Origin of the sequence: Kocuria cellulosilytica (assembly GCF_040981245.1) — a bacterium.
Taxonomy (GTDB): Bacteria; Actinomycetota; Actinomycetes; order Actinomycetales; family Micrococcaceae; genus Kocuria; species Kocuria cellulosilytica.
Window position 1 is genome coordinate 39,819 of the sequence record NZ_JAVFWZ010000011.1, and the last position, 14,578, is coordinate 54,396.

General features: G+C 70.9%; 18 protein-coding genes and 1 tRNA gene. 14 read left to right on the forward strand and 5 right to left on the reverse strand.

The window, feature by feature from the left end; genetic code table 11:
* Nucleotides 1–42: 42 nt before the first annotated feature.
* The 4 genes from RCG67_RS14705 (at nt 43) to RCG67_RS14720 (ending at nt 2,735) form a co-directional block, all read left to right on the forward strand.
* The gene (locus tag RCG67_RS14705; protein WP_368827339.1) at nt 43–1,035 is read left to right on the forward strand and encodes a DMT family transporter; all 993 of its coding nucleotides are present in this window, start codon (nt 43–45) and stop codon (nt 1,033–1,035) included.
* On the forward strand, nt 1,032–2,285 hold the full coding sequence (locus tag RCG67_RS14710) for a glycosyltransferase (RefSeq protein WP_368827341.1): 1,254 nt from the start codon (nt 1,032–1,034) through the stop codon (nt 2,283–2,285). The genes RCG67_RS14705 and RCG67_RS14710 overlap by 4 nt, the downstream gene beginning before the upstream one ends.
* 33 nt (nt 2,286–2,318) lie before the next feature.
* Nucleotides 2,319–2,392, forward strand: a tRNA-Ile gene (locus tag RCG67_RS14715).
* 217 nt (nt 2,393–2,609) lie between these two features.
* Nucleotides 2,610–2,735 (forward strand): hypothetical protein, encoded by a 126-nt coding sequence (locus RCG67_RS14720; RefSeq protein ID WP_368827344.1) that lies wholly within the window; start codon nt 2,610–2,612, stop codon nt 2,733–2,735.
* Nucleotides 2,736–2,765: 30 nt separating this feature from the next.
* Here the strand turns inward: RCG67_RS14720 and RCG67_RS14725 are convergent, their stop codons facing one another.
* From RCG67_RS14725 to RCG67_RS14740, 4 genes are all read right to left on the reverse strand, one after another.
* Complete coding sequence (locus tag RCG67_RS14725) at nt 2,766–2,996, reverse strand: hypothetical protein (RefSeq protein WP_368827346.1); 231 nt, start codon at nt 2,994–2,996, stop codon at nt 2,766–2,768.
* A gap of 21 nt (nt 2,997–3,017) precedes the next feature.
* On the reverse strand, nt 3,018–3,548 hold the full coding sequence (locus RCG67_RS14730; RefSeq protein ID WP_368827347.1) for a hypothetical protein: 531 nt from the start codon (nt 3,546–3,548) through the stop codon (nt 3,018–3,020).
* A gap of 150 nt (nt 3,549–3,698) precedes the next feature.
* The gene (locus tag RCG67_RS14735; RefSeq protein WP_368827349.1) at nt 3,699–4,163 is read right to left on the reverse strand and encodes a hypothetical protein; all 465 of its coding nucleotides are present in this window, start codon (nt 4,161–4,163) and stop codon (nt 3,699–3,701) included.
* A 59-nt stretch (nt 4,164–4,222) separates the two neighbouring features.
* Nucleotides 4,223–5,026 carry an SGNH/GDSL hydrolase family protein gene (locus RCG67_RS14740; protein ID WP_368827350.1) on the reverse strand — a complete coding sequence of 268 codons (804 nt, stop codon included), beginning with the start codon at nt 5,024–5,026 and terminating at the stop codon, nt 4,223–4,225.
* Nucleotides 5,027–5,414: 388 nt separating this feature from the next.
* On the opposite strand from RCG67_RS14740, the gene RCG67_RS14745 reads away from it, so the two are divergent.
* Nucleotides 5,415–5,684 carry a hypothetical protein gene (locus RCG67_RS14745; RefSeq protein WP_368827351.1) on the forward strand — a complete coding sequence of 90 codons (270 nt, stop codon included), beginning with the start codon at nt 5,415–5,417 and terminating at the stop codon, nt 5,682–5,684.
* Here the strand turns inward: RCG67_RS14745 and RCG67_RS14750 are convergent.
* Complete coding sequence (locus RCG67_RS14750) at nt 5,606–6,250, reverse strand: M23 family metallopeptidase (RefSeq protein WP_368827352.1); 645 nt, start codon at nt 6,248–6,250, stop codon at nt 5,606–5,608. The two genes, RCG67_RS14745 and RCG67_RS14750, sit on opposite strands and share 79 nt — an antisense overlap.
* Before the next feature lie 439 nt (nt 6,251–6,689).
* On the opposite strand from RCG67_RS14750, the gene rpsB reads away from it, so the two are divergent.
* The 9 genes from rpsB (at nt 6,690) to RCG67_RS14795 (ending at nt 14,485) form a co-directional block, all read left to right on the forward strand.
* Entirely contained in the window at nt 6,690–7,580 is an 891-nt protein-coding gene (gene rpsB / locus RCG67_RS14755; protein WP_368827353.1) for a 30S ribosomal protein S2, read from the forward strand.
* Between the two features lie 111 nt (nt 7,581–7,691).
* Nucleotides 7,692–8,522 carry a translation elongation factor Ts gene (tsf, locus tag RCG67_RS14760; protein WP_368827356.1) on the forward strand — a complete coding sequence of 277 codons (831 nt, stop codon included), beginning with the start codon at nt 7,692–7,694 and terminating at the stop codon, nt 8,520–8,522.
* A 227-nt stretch (nt 8,523–8,749) separates the two neighbouring features.
* Nucleotides 8,750–9,523: a UMP kinase gene (gene pyrH, locus RCG67_RS14765; protein WP_231738297.1), complete on the forward strand. Its 774-nt coding sequence runs from the start codon at nt 8,750–8,752 to the stop codon at nt 9,521–9,523.
* A 126-nt stretch (nt 9,524–9,649) separates the two neighbouring features.
* A complete protein-coding gene (frr, locus tag RCG67_RS14770; protein WP_058873478.1) occupies nt 9,650–10,207 on the forward strand; it encodes a ribosome recycling factor in 558 nt (185 codons plus the stop codon).
* Nucleotides 10,207–11,154 carry a phosphatidate cytidylyltransferase gene (locus tag RCG67_RS14775; protein WP_368827359.1) on the forward strand — a complete coding sequence of 316 codons (948 nt, stop codon included), beginning with the start codon at nt 10,207–10,209 and terminating at the stop codon, nt 11,152–11,154. Before frr ends, RCG67_RS14775 begins: the two co-directional genes overlap by 1 nt.
* 25 nt (nt 11,155–11,179) lie before the next feature.
* Nucleotides 11,180–11,815: a DivIVA domain-containing protein gene (locus RCG67_RS14780; RefSeq protein WP_368827361.1), complete on the forward strand. Its 636-nt coding sequence runs from the start codon at nt 11,180–11,182 to the stop codon at nt 11,813–11,815.
* Nucleotides 11,816–11,979: 164 nt separating this feature from the next.
* A complete protein-coding gene (locus RCG67_RS14785; RefSeq protein WP_368827363.1) occupies nt 11,980–12,360 on the forward strand; it encodes a DUF485 domain-containing protein in 381 nt (126 codons plus the stop codon).
* A gap of 3 nt (nt 12,361–12,363) precedes the next feature.
* On the forward strand, nt 12,364–13,995 hold the full coding sequence (locus tag RCG67_RS14790; RefSeq protein ID WP_368827365.1) for a monocarboxylic acid transporter: 1,632 nt from the start codon (nt 12,364–12,366) through the stop codon (nt 13,993–13,995).
* A 220-nt stretch (nt 13,996–14,215) separates the two neighbouring features.
* Entirely contained in the window at nt 14,216–14,485 is a 270-nt protein-coding gene (locus RCG67_RS14795; protein WP_058873483.1) for a GlsB/YeaQ/YmgE family stress response membrane protein, read from the forward strand.
* Nucleotides 14,486–14,578 lie beyond the last annotated feature (93 nt).

Genomic DNA, 14,578 nt, shown 5'->3' on the forward strand with positions numbered 1-14,578 from the left:
GCTCGATAGACTCCCGGGCGTGACGACAGATCGGAGGGCCCCGTGAGCCAGTGGCTGGCCGTGGTCCTGGCGCTGCTCTCGGCCGTGTGCCTGGCCACGGGGACGCAGCAGCAGGGCAGCGCCGTGGCCGACGTCGCGCACGGACGGCTGGGGCTGCGCAGTATCGGGGTCCTGCTGCGCCGTCCCCGCTGGCTGCTCGGGCTGGGCCTGCTGGGCGCCGGCACGGCCCTCAACGTCACCGCGCTCGGGCTGGCCACCGTGACGGTGGTCCAGCCGATCGGCGTCGTGGCCCTGGTCATCACCACGCTGCTGCACGCCCGGCACCGGCGGCTGCGGATCAACCGGCGGACCTGGACGGCCATCGGTCTGTGCACCGCCGGCGGGGCGGTCTTCGTGACCTGCGCGGTGGCGGCGACCGATCCCGCCCAGGGCATCTCGCAGTGGGCCGAGCACACCGTGGTGGTCATGCTCGTGGTGCTGACCTGTGTCCTCGGGGTCTCCGCGGCCATGTTCGGCCGCAGCCTGGGCGGGACCTTCTACGTGGTGGGGGCCGGCATCCTCTACGGCTTCGTGGCGGTGCTGGTGCGGCTGACGCTCATCCGCATCCAGGGCAGCGCGGGGACGCCCCTGGACGACGTCAACTGGCTGGCGGTGGCCACCGCGGTGGTCGCGGCCGTGCTGGGCGGGTGGTTCGTGCAGACGGCGTTCGCGGCGGGGCCGCCGGACCTCGTGATCGCCGGGCTGACCGTGATCGACCCGATGGTGGGCGTGCTCCTGGGCCTGCTGGTCCTGGGGGAGGCGGCGCCCGGCTTCTCCGTCCCGGTCGGGATCCTCATGGCCGGGGCCGGCGCCGTTGCTATAGTCGGGGTCGCCGTGCTCTCGCAGCACCACCCGGAGGTGCTCGAGCGCCGCGCCGAGCTGGCACGGCGGGACGCGGCACAGCCCGCCCCGGGCCCCGCGGCCCCGGGCCCTCCAGCAGCCCATCCCGCAGCACCCGACCGCCCAGCACACGACCGACCGGGAAGACACGCTTGAGCGCCGACACCACGACCGCCGACCGCCCTCTCACCGTCCTCCTGGGCGCCGAGACCTATCCGCCGGACGTCAACGGGGCCGCGCAGTTCGGCCACCGCCTCGCCCGCGGCCTGCACGAGCGGGGCCACCGGGTGCACGTGCTGTGCGCCCGCCCCGAGCCGGGGCCGTCCTGCCGTGCGGAGGACGACGGCGTGCTGGAGCACCGCCTGCGCTCCCACCGGGCGTTCACCCACCCGTACTTCCGCCTGTGCTTCCCGTGGCAGGTCGCCGGGGAGATCCGCCGCGTGCTCGACGAGGTCCGCCCCGACGTCGTCCACGTCCAGAACCACTACATCATCGGCCGGATGCTGGTGCGGGAGGCCCGGCGGCGGGGCATCCGCACCGTGGCCACCAACCACTTCGTGCCCGAGAACCTGGAACCGTTCCTGCCGTTCCCCGCGTGGGTGCTGGACCGGTACCGCGCGGTGTCGTGGCGGGACATGGTGCGGGTGTTCGGCGCCTGCGACGTGGTGACCGCACCCACCCCGCTCGCGGTCGAGACCATGCGCCGCAACGGCTTCCCCGACACCGTGCTCGCCGTGTCCAACGGGATCCGGATCGCCGACTACGAGGCCCACGACGGCGAGGAGCGGGAGCGGGGCGCGCCCCCGACGGTCCTGTTCACCGGGCGGCTGGCGGTCGAGAAGAACGTCGACGTGCTCATCGAGGCCCTCTCGCTGCTGCCCGCCGAGCTGGACGCCCACCTGGAGCTCGTGGGCGACGGCGAGCAGCGATCCGCGCTCGAGAAGCTGGCGAGGGCCCTCGGGGTCGCCCAGCGGGTCCGCTTCCTGGGCTACGTCCCCGATGAGGAGCTGCGCGCGGCCTACCTCCGGGCGGACGTGTTCTGCCAGCCGGGCACCGCGGAGCTGCAGTCCCTCGTGACGCTCGAGGCCATGGCGGCGTCGCGGCCCGTCGTCCTGGCGGACGCGCGGGCCCTGCCGCACCTGGCCGAGGACGGCGTCAACGGCTGGCTCTTCACCCCCGGCGACGCGCAGGACCTGGCGCGCAAGCTCGCCCTCGTCCTGGGCGCCCCGCCCGAGGAGCGCGCACGGATGGGCCGGGAGAGCCGCCGCAAGGTCGCCCAGCACAGCTTCCCGCGGACCCTCGAGACGTTCGTGCGGCTCTACCGCGGCGAGCACCCGGAACCGGTGCGCGCCCGCGCCGCAGGTCCGGGGCGGCTCCGCAGCAGGCTGGCCTCGCTCGTGCGGTAACGTGGTGCTGCGCCGCCGGGCCCGGCCCGGCGCGGGGCCGTAGCTCAGCTGGTCAGAGCAGAGGACTCATAATCCTTCGGTCGTGGGTTCAAGCCCCACCGGCCCTACCTAAAGGCCCGCCCCACCAGGCATAATACCTGGCGGGGTGGGCTTTTCTGTTGGTAGTGAGTCCCTCAGTCATCGCTTACCCAACGGAACATCCGGCAGGGCTGGCGCAAGACCAGGATCCCGTACGAGCAGATCACCGAAGTAGCCGTTGGGCTCCGCACCCCGTGGTGGCAGATCGGCCGGCGCCGTCTGGACGACGGGGCCAACGGATACCTGATGGGCGGACCCAGCGTGCGCATCAACACCGCAGACAACTCGGTGGAGGTCTCGGCCGCGGAATCGTACCGGGTGGCCGGGGCGATCCAGCGGCGGCGCGAGGCGCTCGAGCAGCGACGAGTCTGAGGGCGCGCAGGTCCATGCGCCTGCTGAGGACTACTGCCCGCCGCTCAGCCGCTGGTCGAGTCTCTCCATGCGGTGGCGGTACTCGAGGTCGCTGGCCCGGAACCGGCGCCAGATGAGCACGGTGAGCACGAATGTCATCAGCGTGCTCGCCACCGTGAACCACGACAGGTCCACAGTCACGGCGAGAAGGACGGTGGTGGCGAACAGGAGTCCGCAGGCGATCGCGATGGCCCCGCTGATCGGAGCTTTTCCCTTGGTCACAGTGCCTCCCGTTTCAGGTCGTCAGCCGCCGTGGTCAGCGCTGTGCAGGACGCGCAGGTAGACCCAGGAGCGGCGGACGCGGAAAGCTGCCATCCCTGTCATCACAGTCACTGGCAGGAGCACAGTCCACAGGTCCGGAAGGATCATCGCGCTGAAGATGATGGCCATGAGCAGGGCGATGAGTACGATCAGCCCTTCGATGCCGGCGCAGGCTGCAACCCCGACCGCGGTTCGCACCTCGGGGCAAGCAGGCAGCTCTCCGTTTTTCGCGGCGGTTGCGGTTGCCGGGGCCCACTGTGCCTCGCCGGTGCGCGGATCGATGCGAGGACGTGGAGGGCTCGTGTAGCGCTGGATAATCGCCGACAGTCCGACGGTGGCCGCCAGGATTAGCAACCACCACCACGGGCCGCCGTCACCGGTGACCTCCACCCACCACCATGTGGCCAGCGGGAGGCTGATCACCATAACGGCCGCCGCCGGCAGAGCGCGGACGAGGACCTGCCTGGCTGTCGGCACGGGCACCGCGGCGGGGCGCTGGGCAGTCTCGTCCATGGCGCTGTCGCTACCGGCCGGAGCATGTGGGCGTCCCGGCACACATGGGGGGACTGACTGGCCCCTCATCACCGAGAACCGGAAAGCCACTCTGGGATGTCGGGCCTACCGTCACGTTGTCGACGACACCATGGGCATGTTCGCTCATCCTCAAAGCAGCGCCCGGAGCAGGACGATGACGAAGGCCAGAGCCACCACAGCTCCAGCGAGAGGCAGAAAGCGCCTCATGACGTCCTGGTAGAGCTCTGGGGTCTCGCCGTGGTTCTTCGCGCCGAGCGTACTTGCGTAGGCCTGTTGCGCCATGAGGTTCCTGAGTCGCGGCAGCTTGGCGACCGTGAGCATCCACACCGCGCCGATGGCGAAGAACCCGATGACCATGAGCTGGAACCCACGGTCGAAATCGTTGATGGGGATGAGCAGTGCCATCAACGGGAATCCGAGGGATAGCACCGTGGGCGTCCACCCGGCGACCAGCTCGACGCTGCGCACAGTTTGCTCGTTCGGGTCCTTGGCGAGACGGCGGGCCAAGGGCCGGCGGCCGTACATGAGGGCCGCCGACGTCAGGATCAACGCTACAAAGCTGACGAAGAGGACGATGAACTGGGTGTCCTGCATGAGGGCCTGTCTTCCGGTGGGCTTGGTGGCAGTTGACACGGGGATAGGACTGGGTCTGCTTACATCTTCTGCACCCGTTGGGACCAGGATCGGTCCCGCCTCCGCCGCGACCAGAACAGGAGCGCAGTAAAGAGGGCCACCGCCGCGGTGAAGAGCCAGTAGAAGTCCTGTAGGGTTTCGCCGTCGATGACGACGAACACCGTGAGGACCACCCAGCAACCCCACACGATCACCGCGGACGACCAGTTCATGGCGTTCTCGGGGCGGAAGCTGTTATCGGACGGCCGGTCCTTGATGGTGTCCAGGTGGGGGCGGTCGGTGGCGGCGCCCGTGAGGTGTCGGGTGGAGTCGATGAGATGTGCGTTGCGTTCGTCCGCCCACTGCGGGATCCAGGAGTGCATCTTGGCGTACCAACCGAGGTTGTCGCGGCTCCGTGCTTTCACGGTTGAACCGGAGCCTGTGTCGATCGCAGTCAAGGTCAGCGTGGAGGGGAAAGCCCGCCGGCCCCTGGCGGTCTCGATGCCGCTGAAGCGGAACTTGAAGTCCGATCCGACCTCGACGATGACTTCCTTGCCCTGTTGTCGGACGGTGGCTCCCTCTGCGCGGAAGTGATCCGTGATGCGTTCCAGGGCTTGTGCGGCTGGCAGCCCGGACTCCCACTCGTCCTCGAGGGCGAACCGTTCGTGGCGGGGTGCGTGCCGAGCCCACCAACCGAACGCCAGGCAAGCGGCGATGACGATCCCCAGCCAGAGCATCGTGGCCCAGAGTGGCAAGTCCATCTGCCGCAACACCCAGAAGGGCACCAAGAACAGGACTACCCCGAGCAACACCAGACCCTTCGAAGTCCCCTGCTTCTCACTCACAGACCAGCCCCCTCATCTGCGTGACGAGTCCCCACTCGCCATCCACTCCTTCCTACGGGAGGGTATTTGCGACTGCAAGACACGGATGCGGGGACAGGGAGAGACGCATCCACGGTGTAAACGTGGCGCTCGAGGTGACCCCAATTTCTGTTTAGCCCAACGTCATGGCATAGCCGGGCATGCATGCGCACCCAACGGAATCCATTGATTGAGAATCCTTCGGTCGTGGGTTCAAGCCCCACCGGCCCTACCCCTCGTCCCTGTCACCGCGCTCCTCCCGGTGGCAGGGGCGCTCCTTCCGGACCGTGCCGCCACCGGGTGCGCGTCCGCCGCGGATGTGGTGCACTGGTGGTCCGATCCGGACACCACCCACCGTAAGGACCCCGAGATGAGCCGCCGCACGCCGTGGAGCCTCCTGTCCGTCGCCGCCCTGGGGGCCGCCGCGCTGACGGGCTGCGACACCACCGCCGAGGACGTCGAGCAGGGCGCCGACCAGGTCCAGCAGGAGCTCGAGCAGGGCACGGACCAGCTGCAGGAGGGCGCCGACCAGGTCCAGCAGGAGGTGGAGGAGGGCGCCGGTCAGCTGCAGGAGGGCGCCGACCAGCTCCAGCAGGAGGTCGAGCAGGGCGTCGAGGACGTGCAGGGCGGCGACGGCTGAGCTGCTGCCCGCCGCCGCTCCCCGGGCACGGGCAGCAGGACCGACGGGCCGAGCGCGCCGACGAACCCGAGCGGATTGACGTAGTCGCCGTCCCGGCGCACGCCCCAGTGCAGACAGGTGCCCGCACCGCAGTGGTCGCGACCGCCCAGCACGCCCACCGCCTGCCCGCGGCGCACCCGGTCCCCGGCGGCGAGGTCCGACTCGACGGGCTCGAAGCTCGAGCGCACGCCCCGGCCGTGGTCGAGCGTCAGTACGGGCCGGTCCACCACGAACCCCACGAAGCTCACCGTCCCCGCCGCGGGGGCGCGCACGGTCGCGCCCGGGGTGGCGCCGAGGTCCACGCCCCGGTGACCCCCCGCCCACCGCTGGGCGGGCGGGACCCAGTCGCCCACCACGGCCGGTCGCGGCGCCAGCGGCCACGTCCACCCCGGCGACGCCGAGCCGGGGGAGGGGACGGCGGCCCCGAGGGCGAGCACGAGCCCCAGTGCCGCGGCGCGCACCGTCCGGGAGCGTCCCGGGCGTGCGGGGCAGGAGGCCCGGAGGGGCCGGTCGGATCCGAGGAGCATGCTCCCACTGTCGGGCCGCGCCCCGGGCGGCGGGCGGCTCCGGCCCCGTGCTGTGGACGCGTCCCGGGCGCGACCGCCGGCCTCCGGGGGTGTGCAGGGCGGACGAGGCCCTGTAGTACACTAGGGCCCGCAGTGTGCTCTGCCGCGCCCTCCGTGGCGTGCCCTCGCGACCTTCCCGGACCCGGCCCCGACGCCGGAGCCGGCGGCGCGGTGGCGAGCAGCTGACTTCGCGCGCAGCGCCGCCGGGGCCTCTCGTCCCGGCCCGGCCGCCCCGGTCCGCGTTCCCCGTCCCGGCGGGGTGCGGCACGGCGGCCGGGAGACGGACCCGCAGGGTCCGCCCACCGCTGTGCCAGGGGCTCGTCCGCCGGACGCAGCCGAGAACCGTACCCGCGGGCCGGGCGTCGTCGCACGCCCTCCCGCACGAGAACAAGGAGACGACATGTCTGTCGTTACCATGCGCCAGCTCCTCGACAGCGGCGTGCACTTCGGCCACCAGACCCGCCGCTGGAACCCGAAGATGAAGCGCTTCATCTTCACCGAGCGCAACGGCATCTACATCATCGACCTCCAGCAGTCGCTGTCCTTCATCGACCGCGCCTACGAGGCCGTGAAGACCACCGTGGCCCACGGCGGCACCATCCTCTTCGTCGGCACCAAGAAGCAGGCCCAGGAGGCCATCGCCGAGCAGGCCACCCGCGTGGGCATGCCCTACGTGAACCACCGCTGGCTCGGCGGCATGCTCACCAACTTCGCCACGGTCTCCAAGCGCATCGAGCGCATGAAGGAGCTCGAGGAGATCGACTTCGACGACGTCGCCGGCTCGCAGTACACGAAGAAGGAGTTGCTGCTCCTGCGCCGCGAGAAGGAGAAGCTGGAGCGCACCCTCGGCGGCATCCGCAACCTGACCAAGGCCCCGTCCCTGATCTGGATCGTGGACACCAAGAAGGAGCACCTCGCGGTGGACGAGGCCCAGAAGCTGGGCATCCCCGTCGTCGCGATCCTCGACACCAACTGCGACCCCGACGAGGTCGCCTTCCCGATCCCGGGCAACGACGACGCCATCCGCTCCGTCAACCTGCTGACCCGCGTGATCGCCGACGCCGTGGCCGAGGGCCTCATGGAGCGCCACAACAAGAAGTCCGGCGGCGCCGACCAGGCCGCCGAGCCGATGGCCGAGTGGGAGCGCGAGCTGCTCGAGCAGCACGCCGCCGAGCAGACCGCCGCGGCCGAGGCCCCCGCCGAGGCCGCCGCTCCGGCCGAGACGGCCGCCGCGACCGAGGCCCCCGCCGAGGCCGAGGCCCCGGCCGAGACCGAGACCGCCGCCGAGTAGTCTCCGTCCACCGTTCGTTCCCCCCGGTCGGGGCGCCGTCCCCGCCCGGGGCCGGCCGGGACGGGCACGCGCCCGTCCCGGCCGGCACCACCGACTACGTGAGGAGTTTCCATGGCGAACTACACCGCCGCTGAGATCAAGGCCCTGCGCGAGCGCACCGGCGCGGGCATGCTCGACGTCAAGAAGGCGCTCGACGAGGCCGACGGCGACCTCCAGAAGGCCCAGGAGATCATCCGCGTCAAGGGCCTCAAGGGCGTCACCAAGCGCGAGGGCCGGGCCACGGCCGAGGGTCTCGTCGCCGCGCGCGTCGAGGGCACCGTCGGGTACATGGTCGAGGTCAACTCCGAGACCGACTTCGTGGCGAAGTCCGCCCCGTTCGTCGAGTTCGGCAACAAGGTGCTCGACGCCGCCGTGGCCGCCGACGCCGCCACCCTCGAGGCCCTCCTGGACGCCCAGGTCGACGGCAAGGCCGTCTCCGAGCTCGTCACCGAGACCGGTGCGCTGCTCGGCGAGAAGGTCGTCGTCCGCCGCATCGCCCGGGTCGAGGGCGAGAACGTGGCCGTCTACCTGCACAAGACCTCCAAGGACCTCCCGGCCCAGGTCGGCGTGCTGCTGGCCGTCGCCGGCGCCGACGCGGGCCAGGTCGCCCACGACGTCGCCGTGCACATCGCCGCGATGTCCCCGACGTTCCTCTCCCAGGAGGACGTGCCCGCCGAGACCGTCGAGTCGGAGAAGCGCGTGGCCGAGGAGACCGCCCGCGCCGAGGGCAAGCCGGAGAAGATCCTGCCGAACATCATCAACGGCCGGCTCAAGGGCTACTTCAAGGACGTCGTCCTGCTCGACCAGGACTTCGCCAAGGACTCGAAGAAGACCGTCGGCAAGGTGCTCGAGGAGGCCGGCGCGACCGCCACGGCCTTCGCCCGCTTCCGCGTCGGCGCCTGACCGGTCCCGTCCGGGCGCCCCGCGCCCCAGCCGAGGAGGCGCCCCTGCACCGCAGGGGCGCCTCCTTCGTCGTTTCCGTTCCGACCTGCGGCGATGCTCCCAGTGCCTCCGGGGGCGGCGTCGGCGGGCGGACGTGTTCTGTATGCTGAGTGAGGCCCGGCCCCGAGCCAGCTGCACCCTCGCGGGGTCGAGCCGTCCACGCAGCTCCGTCGTCGCCGGGAGGAACCATGCCCACCACTTCTGCCTCCGAGATCAAGGACGAGGCCCTGCGCCTGAGCAGGGACCCCCGGGTCGCCCCCACCCGCCGCCGGGTGCTCCTCAAGCTCTCGGGCGAGGTGTTCGGCGGCGGCTCCATCGGGGTGGACACGCGCGTGGTCCGCGACATCGCCGAGCAGATCGCCGCCACCGTGGGCCAGGTCGAGACGGCCGTCGTGGTGGGGGGCGGCAACTTCTTCCGCGGCGCGGAGCTCTCCCAGGCCGGCATGGACCGGTCCCGGGCGGACTACATGGGGATGCTCGGCACCGTCATGAACTGCCTGGCGCTGCAGGACTTCCTCGAGCAGTGCGGAGTGGACACCCGGGTGCAGTCCGCGATCAAGATGGAGCAGGTGGCCGAGGTCTACATCCCCCGCCGGGCCATCCGCCACATGGAGAAGGACCGCGTCGTGATCTTCGGCGCCGGCGCCGGGCTGCCCTACTTCTCGACCGACACCGTCGCCGCCCAGCGCGCCCTCGAGGTGCACGCGGACGAGGTGCTCATGGCGAAGAACGGGGTGGACGGCGTCTACACCGCGGACCCCCGCACCAACCCGGACGCCCAGCGGCTGTCCACCCTCACCTACGGCGAGGCCCTGGCCCGCGACATCCGGGTCATGGACCAGACCGCCTTCAGCCTGTGCCGCGACAACGACGTGACGATGCGCGTGTTCGGCATGGAGGGCGAGGGCAACGTCACCCGCGCCATCCTCGGGGAGCAGATCGGCACCCTCGTCACCGCGTGAGCCGGTGCGGGACGGCCCCCGGTTAGACTGGGGCCAGCACGGCCGGGCCGCGCGGTCACCGCGCAGCGACCGGCCGGACCGACCCCGCGCGGAGGACTCCGTGCGACACGACGAAGGAGCCCCTACGTGATCTCAGAGACCATGTCCGAAGCGAAGACCAAGATGGGCAAGGCCGTGGACGGCGCCAAGGAGGACTTCGCCGCGGTCCGCACGGGCCGGGCCAACCCCTCCCTCTTCTCGGGCGTGCTGGTCGAGTACTACGGCACTCCCACCCCGCTCCAGCAGCTCGCCTCCTTCCAGAACCCCGAGGCCCGCACCCTGCTCATCACGCCGTACGACCGCTCCGCCCTGAACGACATCGAGAAGGCGCTGCGCAACTCGGACATCGGGGCGAACCCCGCCAACGACGGCAACGTCATCCGCGTGGTCATGCCGGAGCTGACGCAGGAGCGGCGCAAGGAGTACGTGAAGGTCGTCGGGCACAAGGCCGAGGAGGCCCGCGTCTCCGTGCGGAACATCCGCCGGCACGCCAAGGACCTGATCGAGAAGGCCGTCAAGGACGGCGACATCGGCGAGGACGAGGGCAAGCGCGCCGAGAAGGACCTCGACGCCTCGACCAAGAAGCACATCGACCAGATCGACGAGATGCTCAAGAACAAGGAAGCCGAGCTGCTGCAGGTCTGATGCCGCACCAGCGACGACCGCACCAGGAGACGAAGGCTTCCCCCGGCACCGCCGGGGGGGCCTTCTCCTCGCGGACCCGGGCCGAGCCCGTCCCGGACGGCGCCGTGCCGGCCCCGGGGCGCCGGCACACTGCGCCCTCCCGCGCCGGCCGGAACCTGCCGGCCGCCGTGGGCGTCGCCGTGGTGCTCATCGGGACCCTCCTCGTCGGGCTGTTCGTCCAGCCCCTCGTCCTGGCGCTCTTCGCCGGGACGGCCGCGGGGATCGGGGTCTGGGAGGTCGGCCGGTCGCTGCGCTACCGCGACATCGCGATCCCGCGCGTGCCCGCGGTGACGGCGGGCGTGCTGATGCCGGTCGCCGCCTTCGCCGGCGGCGGCGAGGCGCTCATGATGGCCGTGATCGTGGGGCTGACGCTCGTCATCGTGTGGCGGGCCCTGGGGGACCGGGACGGCATGGTCCTGTCGATCATGGGCTCGGTCTTCGCCCTGGTGTGGGTGGGCTTCCTGCTCAGCATCGCCCTGCTGCTCTACCACACCGAGGCCGGCCCGCTGAAGGTGCTCACCGTGATCCTGCTGGCCATCGGCTCCGACACGTGCGGCTACGCCGTGGGAGTCGTCTGGGGCCGCCACCCCATGGCGCCGCGGATCAGTCCCAAGAAGTCCTGGGAGGGCTTCGCCGGTTCGCTCGGCGGCTCGGTGGTCATCGGCGTGCTGTGCGCCGTCCTGCTGCTCGACCACGCCTGGTGGGAGGGCGCCGTGCTGGCCGCGGTCCTCGTCCTGGCGGCCACCCTCGGCGACTTCTCCGAGTCCATGGTCAAGCGGGAGCTGGGGATCAAGGACATGGGCACCCTGCTGCCCGGCCACGGGGGAGTGATGGACCGGATCGACTCCATCCTCTTCGCCGTCCCCGCCGGGTACCTGCTCTTCGAGCTGTTCGCCGCGGGCGCCTGAGCCGGGAGTCGAGGAACCGCAGCACATGCCCTCCGAACCCCCGGGAGCCCGGCCTCCCACCGCTCGCATCCCCCGGTGCAGCCCGGCCGAACGGGGCTACGACGTCGAGCAGGTGGACGACGTCCTGGTCGCCGTGCGGGCGGCCCTCGGGGACGCCCCGGACGGGCCCGCCCCGGACGGGTTCGCCCCAGTTGGGCCCGCCGGCGAACGTCCACGGGCCCTGACGAGCACCCAGGTCCGCGCGGTCGCCTTCGCCGCCGCCCGGGGCGGCTACCGGCCGGAGGCCGTGGACGAGCTCCTGGAGGCCGCCGAGGACGCGCTCGCCGCGGCGGAGCGCGAGCAGTGCCTGCGCGTCCGGGGCCCCGAGGCCTGGCAGGAGCACGTCGACGCCCTGGCGCGGCTGCTCCGGAACCGTCTCGACCGCCCGCGCACCCAGCGCTTCCGGCGCCCCTCCCGGCCCCGGGCCCAGGGCTACTCCGCGGCGCACGTGGACGTCCTGTGCGAGCGCCTCGGCGCCCGGCTGACGGGCGCGGTCCCCCTGGAGCCGGCCGAGCTGCGGCGGGCCGTCTTCCCGCCCGCGCAGGGCGAGCGCAGCTACGAGGAGCAGCAGGTGGACGCCTTCCTGGACCGCGCCGTCCAACTGCTCCTGGCCGTCCGCTGAACCGCGCCGCCCAACGGCCCTGTGTATACATGCTGGACCAGGCAACGTCCAGAAACGCCGCCGCATGTCATGTTTGACCGCTGAACAGGAACTTTTGGGCGTTGCGTCTTGCTCCTGTGCATACAACGGCCTAGTGTGGGCCACATCACATGAGGAGGTAGCCCATGGCCAACCAGCCACCCATCGACGCCGACGACCTCGTCGCCGACGTCGACTTCCCCGCGGCCCAGCGGTCGCCAGAGTTCCAGGAGCTGCGGAAGACCCACCGTGGTTTCGTCTTCCCGCTCGCCGTCGTGTTCCTGGTCTGGTACCTGCTGTACGTGGTGCTCGCCATGTACGTGCCGCAGCTGTTCGCCATCCAGGTCATCGGCAACGTCAACCTCGGCGTCGTCCTGGGCCTGCTCCAGTTCGTCACGACCTTCGCGATCACGGGCGCCTACGTGTCCTTCGCCAACCGCAAGCTGGACCCGAAAGCCACGGCCATCCGGGAGCGCCTCGAGCCCGCCCTCGACCTCCCCCGCGGCGCCCACGGACAGGAGAACTGATCGATGAATCCTCTGCACTCCGCGCTCGTGCCCATGGCGGCCGGCACCACGGAGACGGTCGGCACGCCCTGGATCAACATCTCCATCTTCGGCGCGTTCGTCGTCGTCACGATGGTCATCGTCCTGCGGGCCTCGAAGTCCACGGCCACGGCGGCCGACTACTACGCCGGCGGCCGCGGCTTCAGCGGCACCCAGAACGGCCTGGCCATCGCCGGCGACTACCTCTCGGCGGCGTCCTTCCTGGGCATCGTGGGCGCGATCGCCATCCAGGGCTACGACGGGTTCCTGTACTCGATCGGCTTCCTCGTGGCCTGGCTCGTGGCGCTGCTGCTGATCGCGGAGCTCCTGCGCAACACCGGCAAGTTCACGATGGCGGACGTGCTGTCCTTCCGCCTGCGCCAGCGCCCCGTGCGCGTGGCGGCGTCCATCTCCACCCTCGCCGTGTCCGCCTTCTACCTGCTGGCGCAGATGGCCGGCGCCGGCGCCCTGGTGTCCCTGCTGCTGGGCATCGGATCCCGGGCCGGGCAGTCCCTCGTGATCGTGGTCGTGGGCGTGCTCATGATCGTCTACGTCCTCGTGGGCGGCATGAAGGGCACCACCTACGTGCAGATCATCAAGGCGGTGCTCCTGGTCTCCGGCGTGGCGGTCATGACCGTCTGGATCCTGGCGCTGTACGGCTTCAACTTCTCGTCCCTGCTCGGTGACGCGGTCGCCGTCTCCGGCAACCCGGCCATCCTCGAGCCGGGCCTGAAGTACGGCGTGAGCGAGACCAGCAAGCTGGACTTCATCTCCCTGGGCCTGGCCCTCGTCTTCGGCGCCGCGGGCCTGCCCCACGTGCTGATGCGCTTCTACACGGTGCCGACCGCCAAGGAGGCCCGCACCTCCGTGGTCTGGGCCATCGCGCTGATCGGCCTGTTCTACCTCTTCACCCTGATCCTGGGCTTCGGCGCGGCGGCCCTCATCGGCGCCGAGCGGATCCAGGCGGCCCCCGGCGGCGTGAACTCCGCGGCACCGCTGCTGGCGTTCGAGCTCGGCGGCTCGCTGCTGATGGGCATCATCGCGGCGGTGGCCTTCGCCACGATCCTCGCGGTCGTCGCCGGCCTGGCCATCACCGCCTCGGCGTCCTTCGCGCACGACATCTACACCAGTGTCATCAAGAAGGGCGACTCCGACCCCCGCAAGGAGCTGAAGGTCGCCAAGACCACCGTGGTGGTCATCGGCCTCGTCTCCATCGCGGGCGGCATCGGCGCGCAGGGCCAGAACGTCGCGTTCCTCGTGGCGCTCGCCTTCGCGGTCGCGGCCTCGGCGAACCTGCCGACCATCCTGTACTCCCTGTACTGGCGCCGCTTCACCACCCGCGGCGCGGTCTGGTCCATGTACGGCGGCCTGATCATCTCCGTGGGGCTCATCATCTTCTCCCCGGTCATGTCCGGCACCGAGACGTCGATGATCCCGACCGCCGACTTCGCGTGGTTCCCGCTGCAGAACCCGGGCATCGTCTCGATCCCGGCCTCCTTCCTCCTCGGCTTCATCGGTTCCATGACGGAGCGCCGTCTCGAGGACCCGGTCAAGCAGTCCGAGATGGAGGTGCGCTCCCTCACAGGCATCGGGGCGGAGAAGCCCGTCGCCCACTGAGGCAGATCCGCTCCCACCTGGGACGATCCCCGGCCCGCCCGAAGCCCCGGCTTCGGGCGGGCCGGTCCGTGTTCGGCGGACACGCGCGTATTCACTGAAGTAAAAAGACAGGAGGCTGAGCGTCCGCTAGGGTTGGCGACGAAGCCGGCTCAGGGTATTCCTGGGGAACTCGCCGGTTGCTTACAATGAAAGTCCCTCCCGGGACGGATAAGGAGCAATCATGGGAATCATCAGCTGGATCGTCCTCGGCCTCATCGCCGGTGCTCTCGCCAAGCTCATCATGCCGGGCAACCAGGGCGGCGGCATTCTCGTCACCATGGTCCTCGGCATCGTCGGGGCCCTCCTCGGAGGCTTCCTGGGGTCGCTGATCGGCATCGGCGACCTGGAGTCCGTGTTCGACATCGGCACCATCATCACCGCCGTCGTGGGAGCGCTCATCGTGCTCTTCATCTGGGGCGCGGTCACCGGCCGCAAGGGCCGCACGCACTGACCCGGTCCCACCGGTCCACGAGGCCCCGTCCACCGTTCCCGGTGGACGGGGCCTCGTGGCGTCCGCGCCGGGACCGGCATCCGCGTCCGGGGC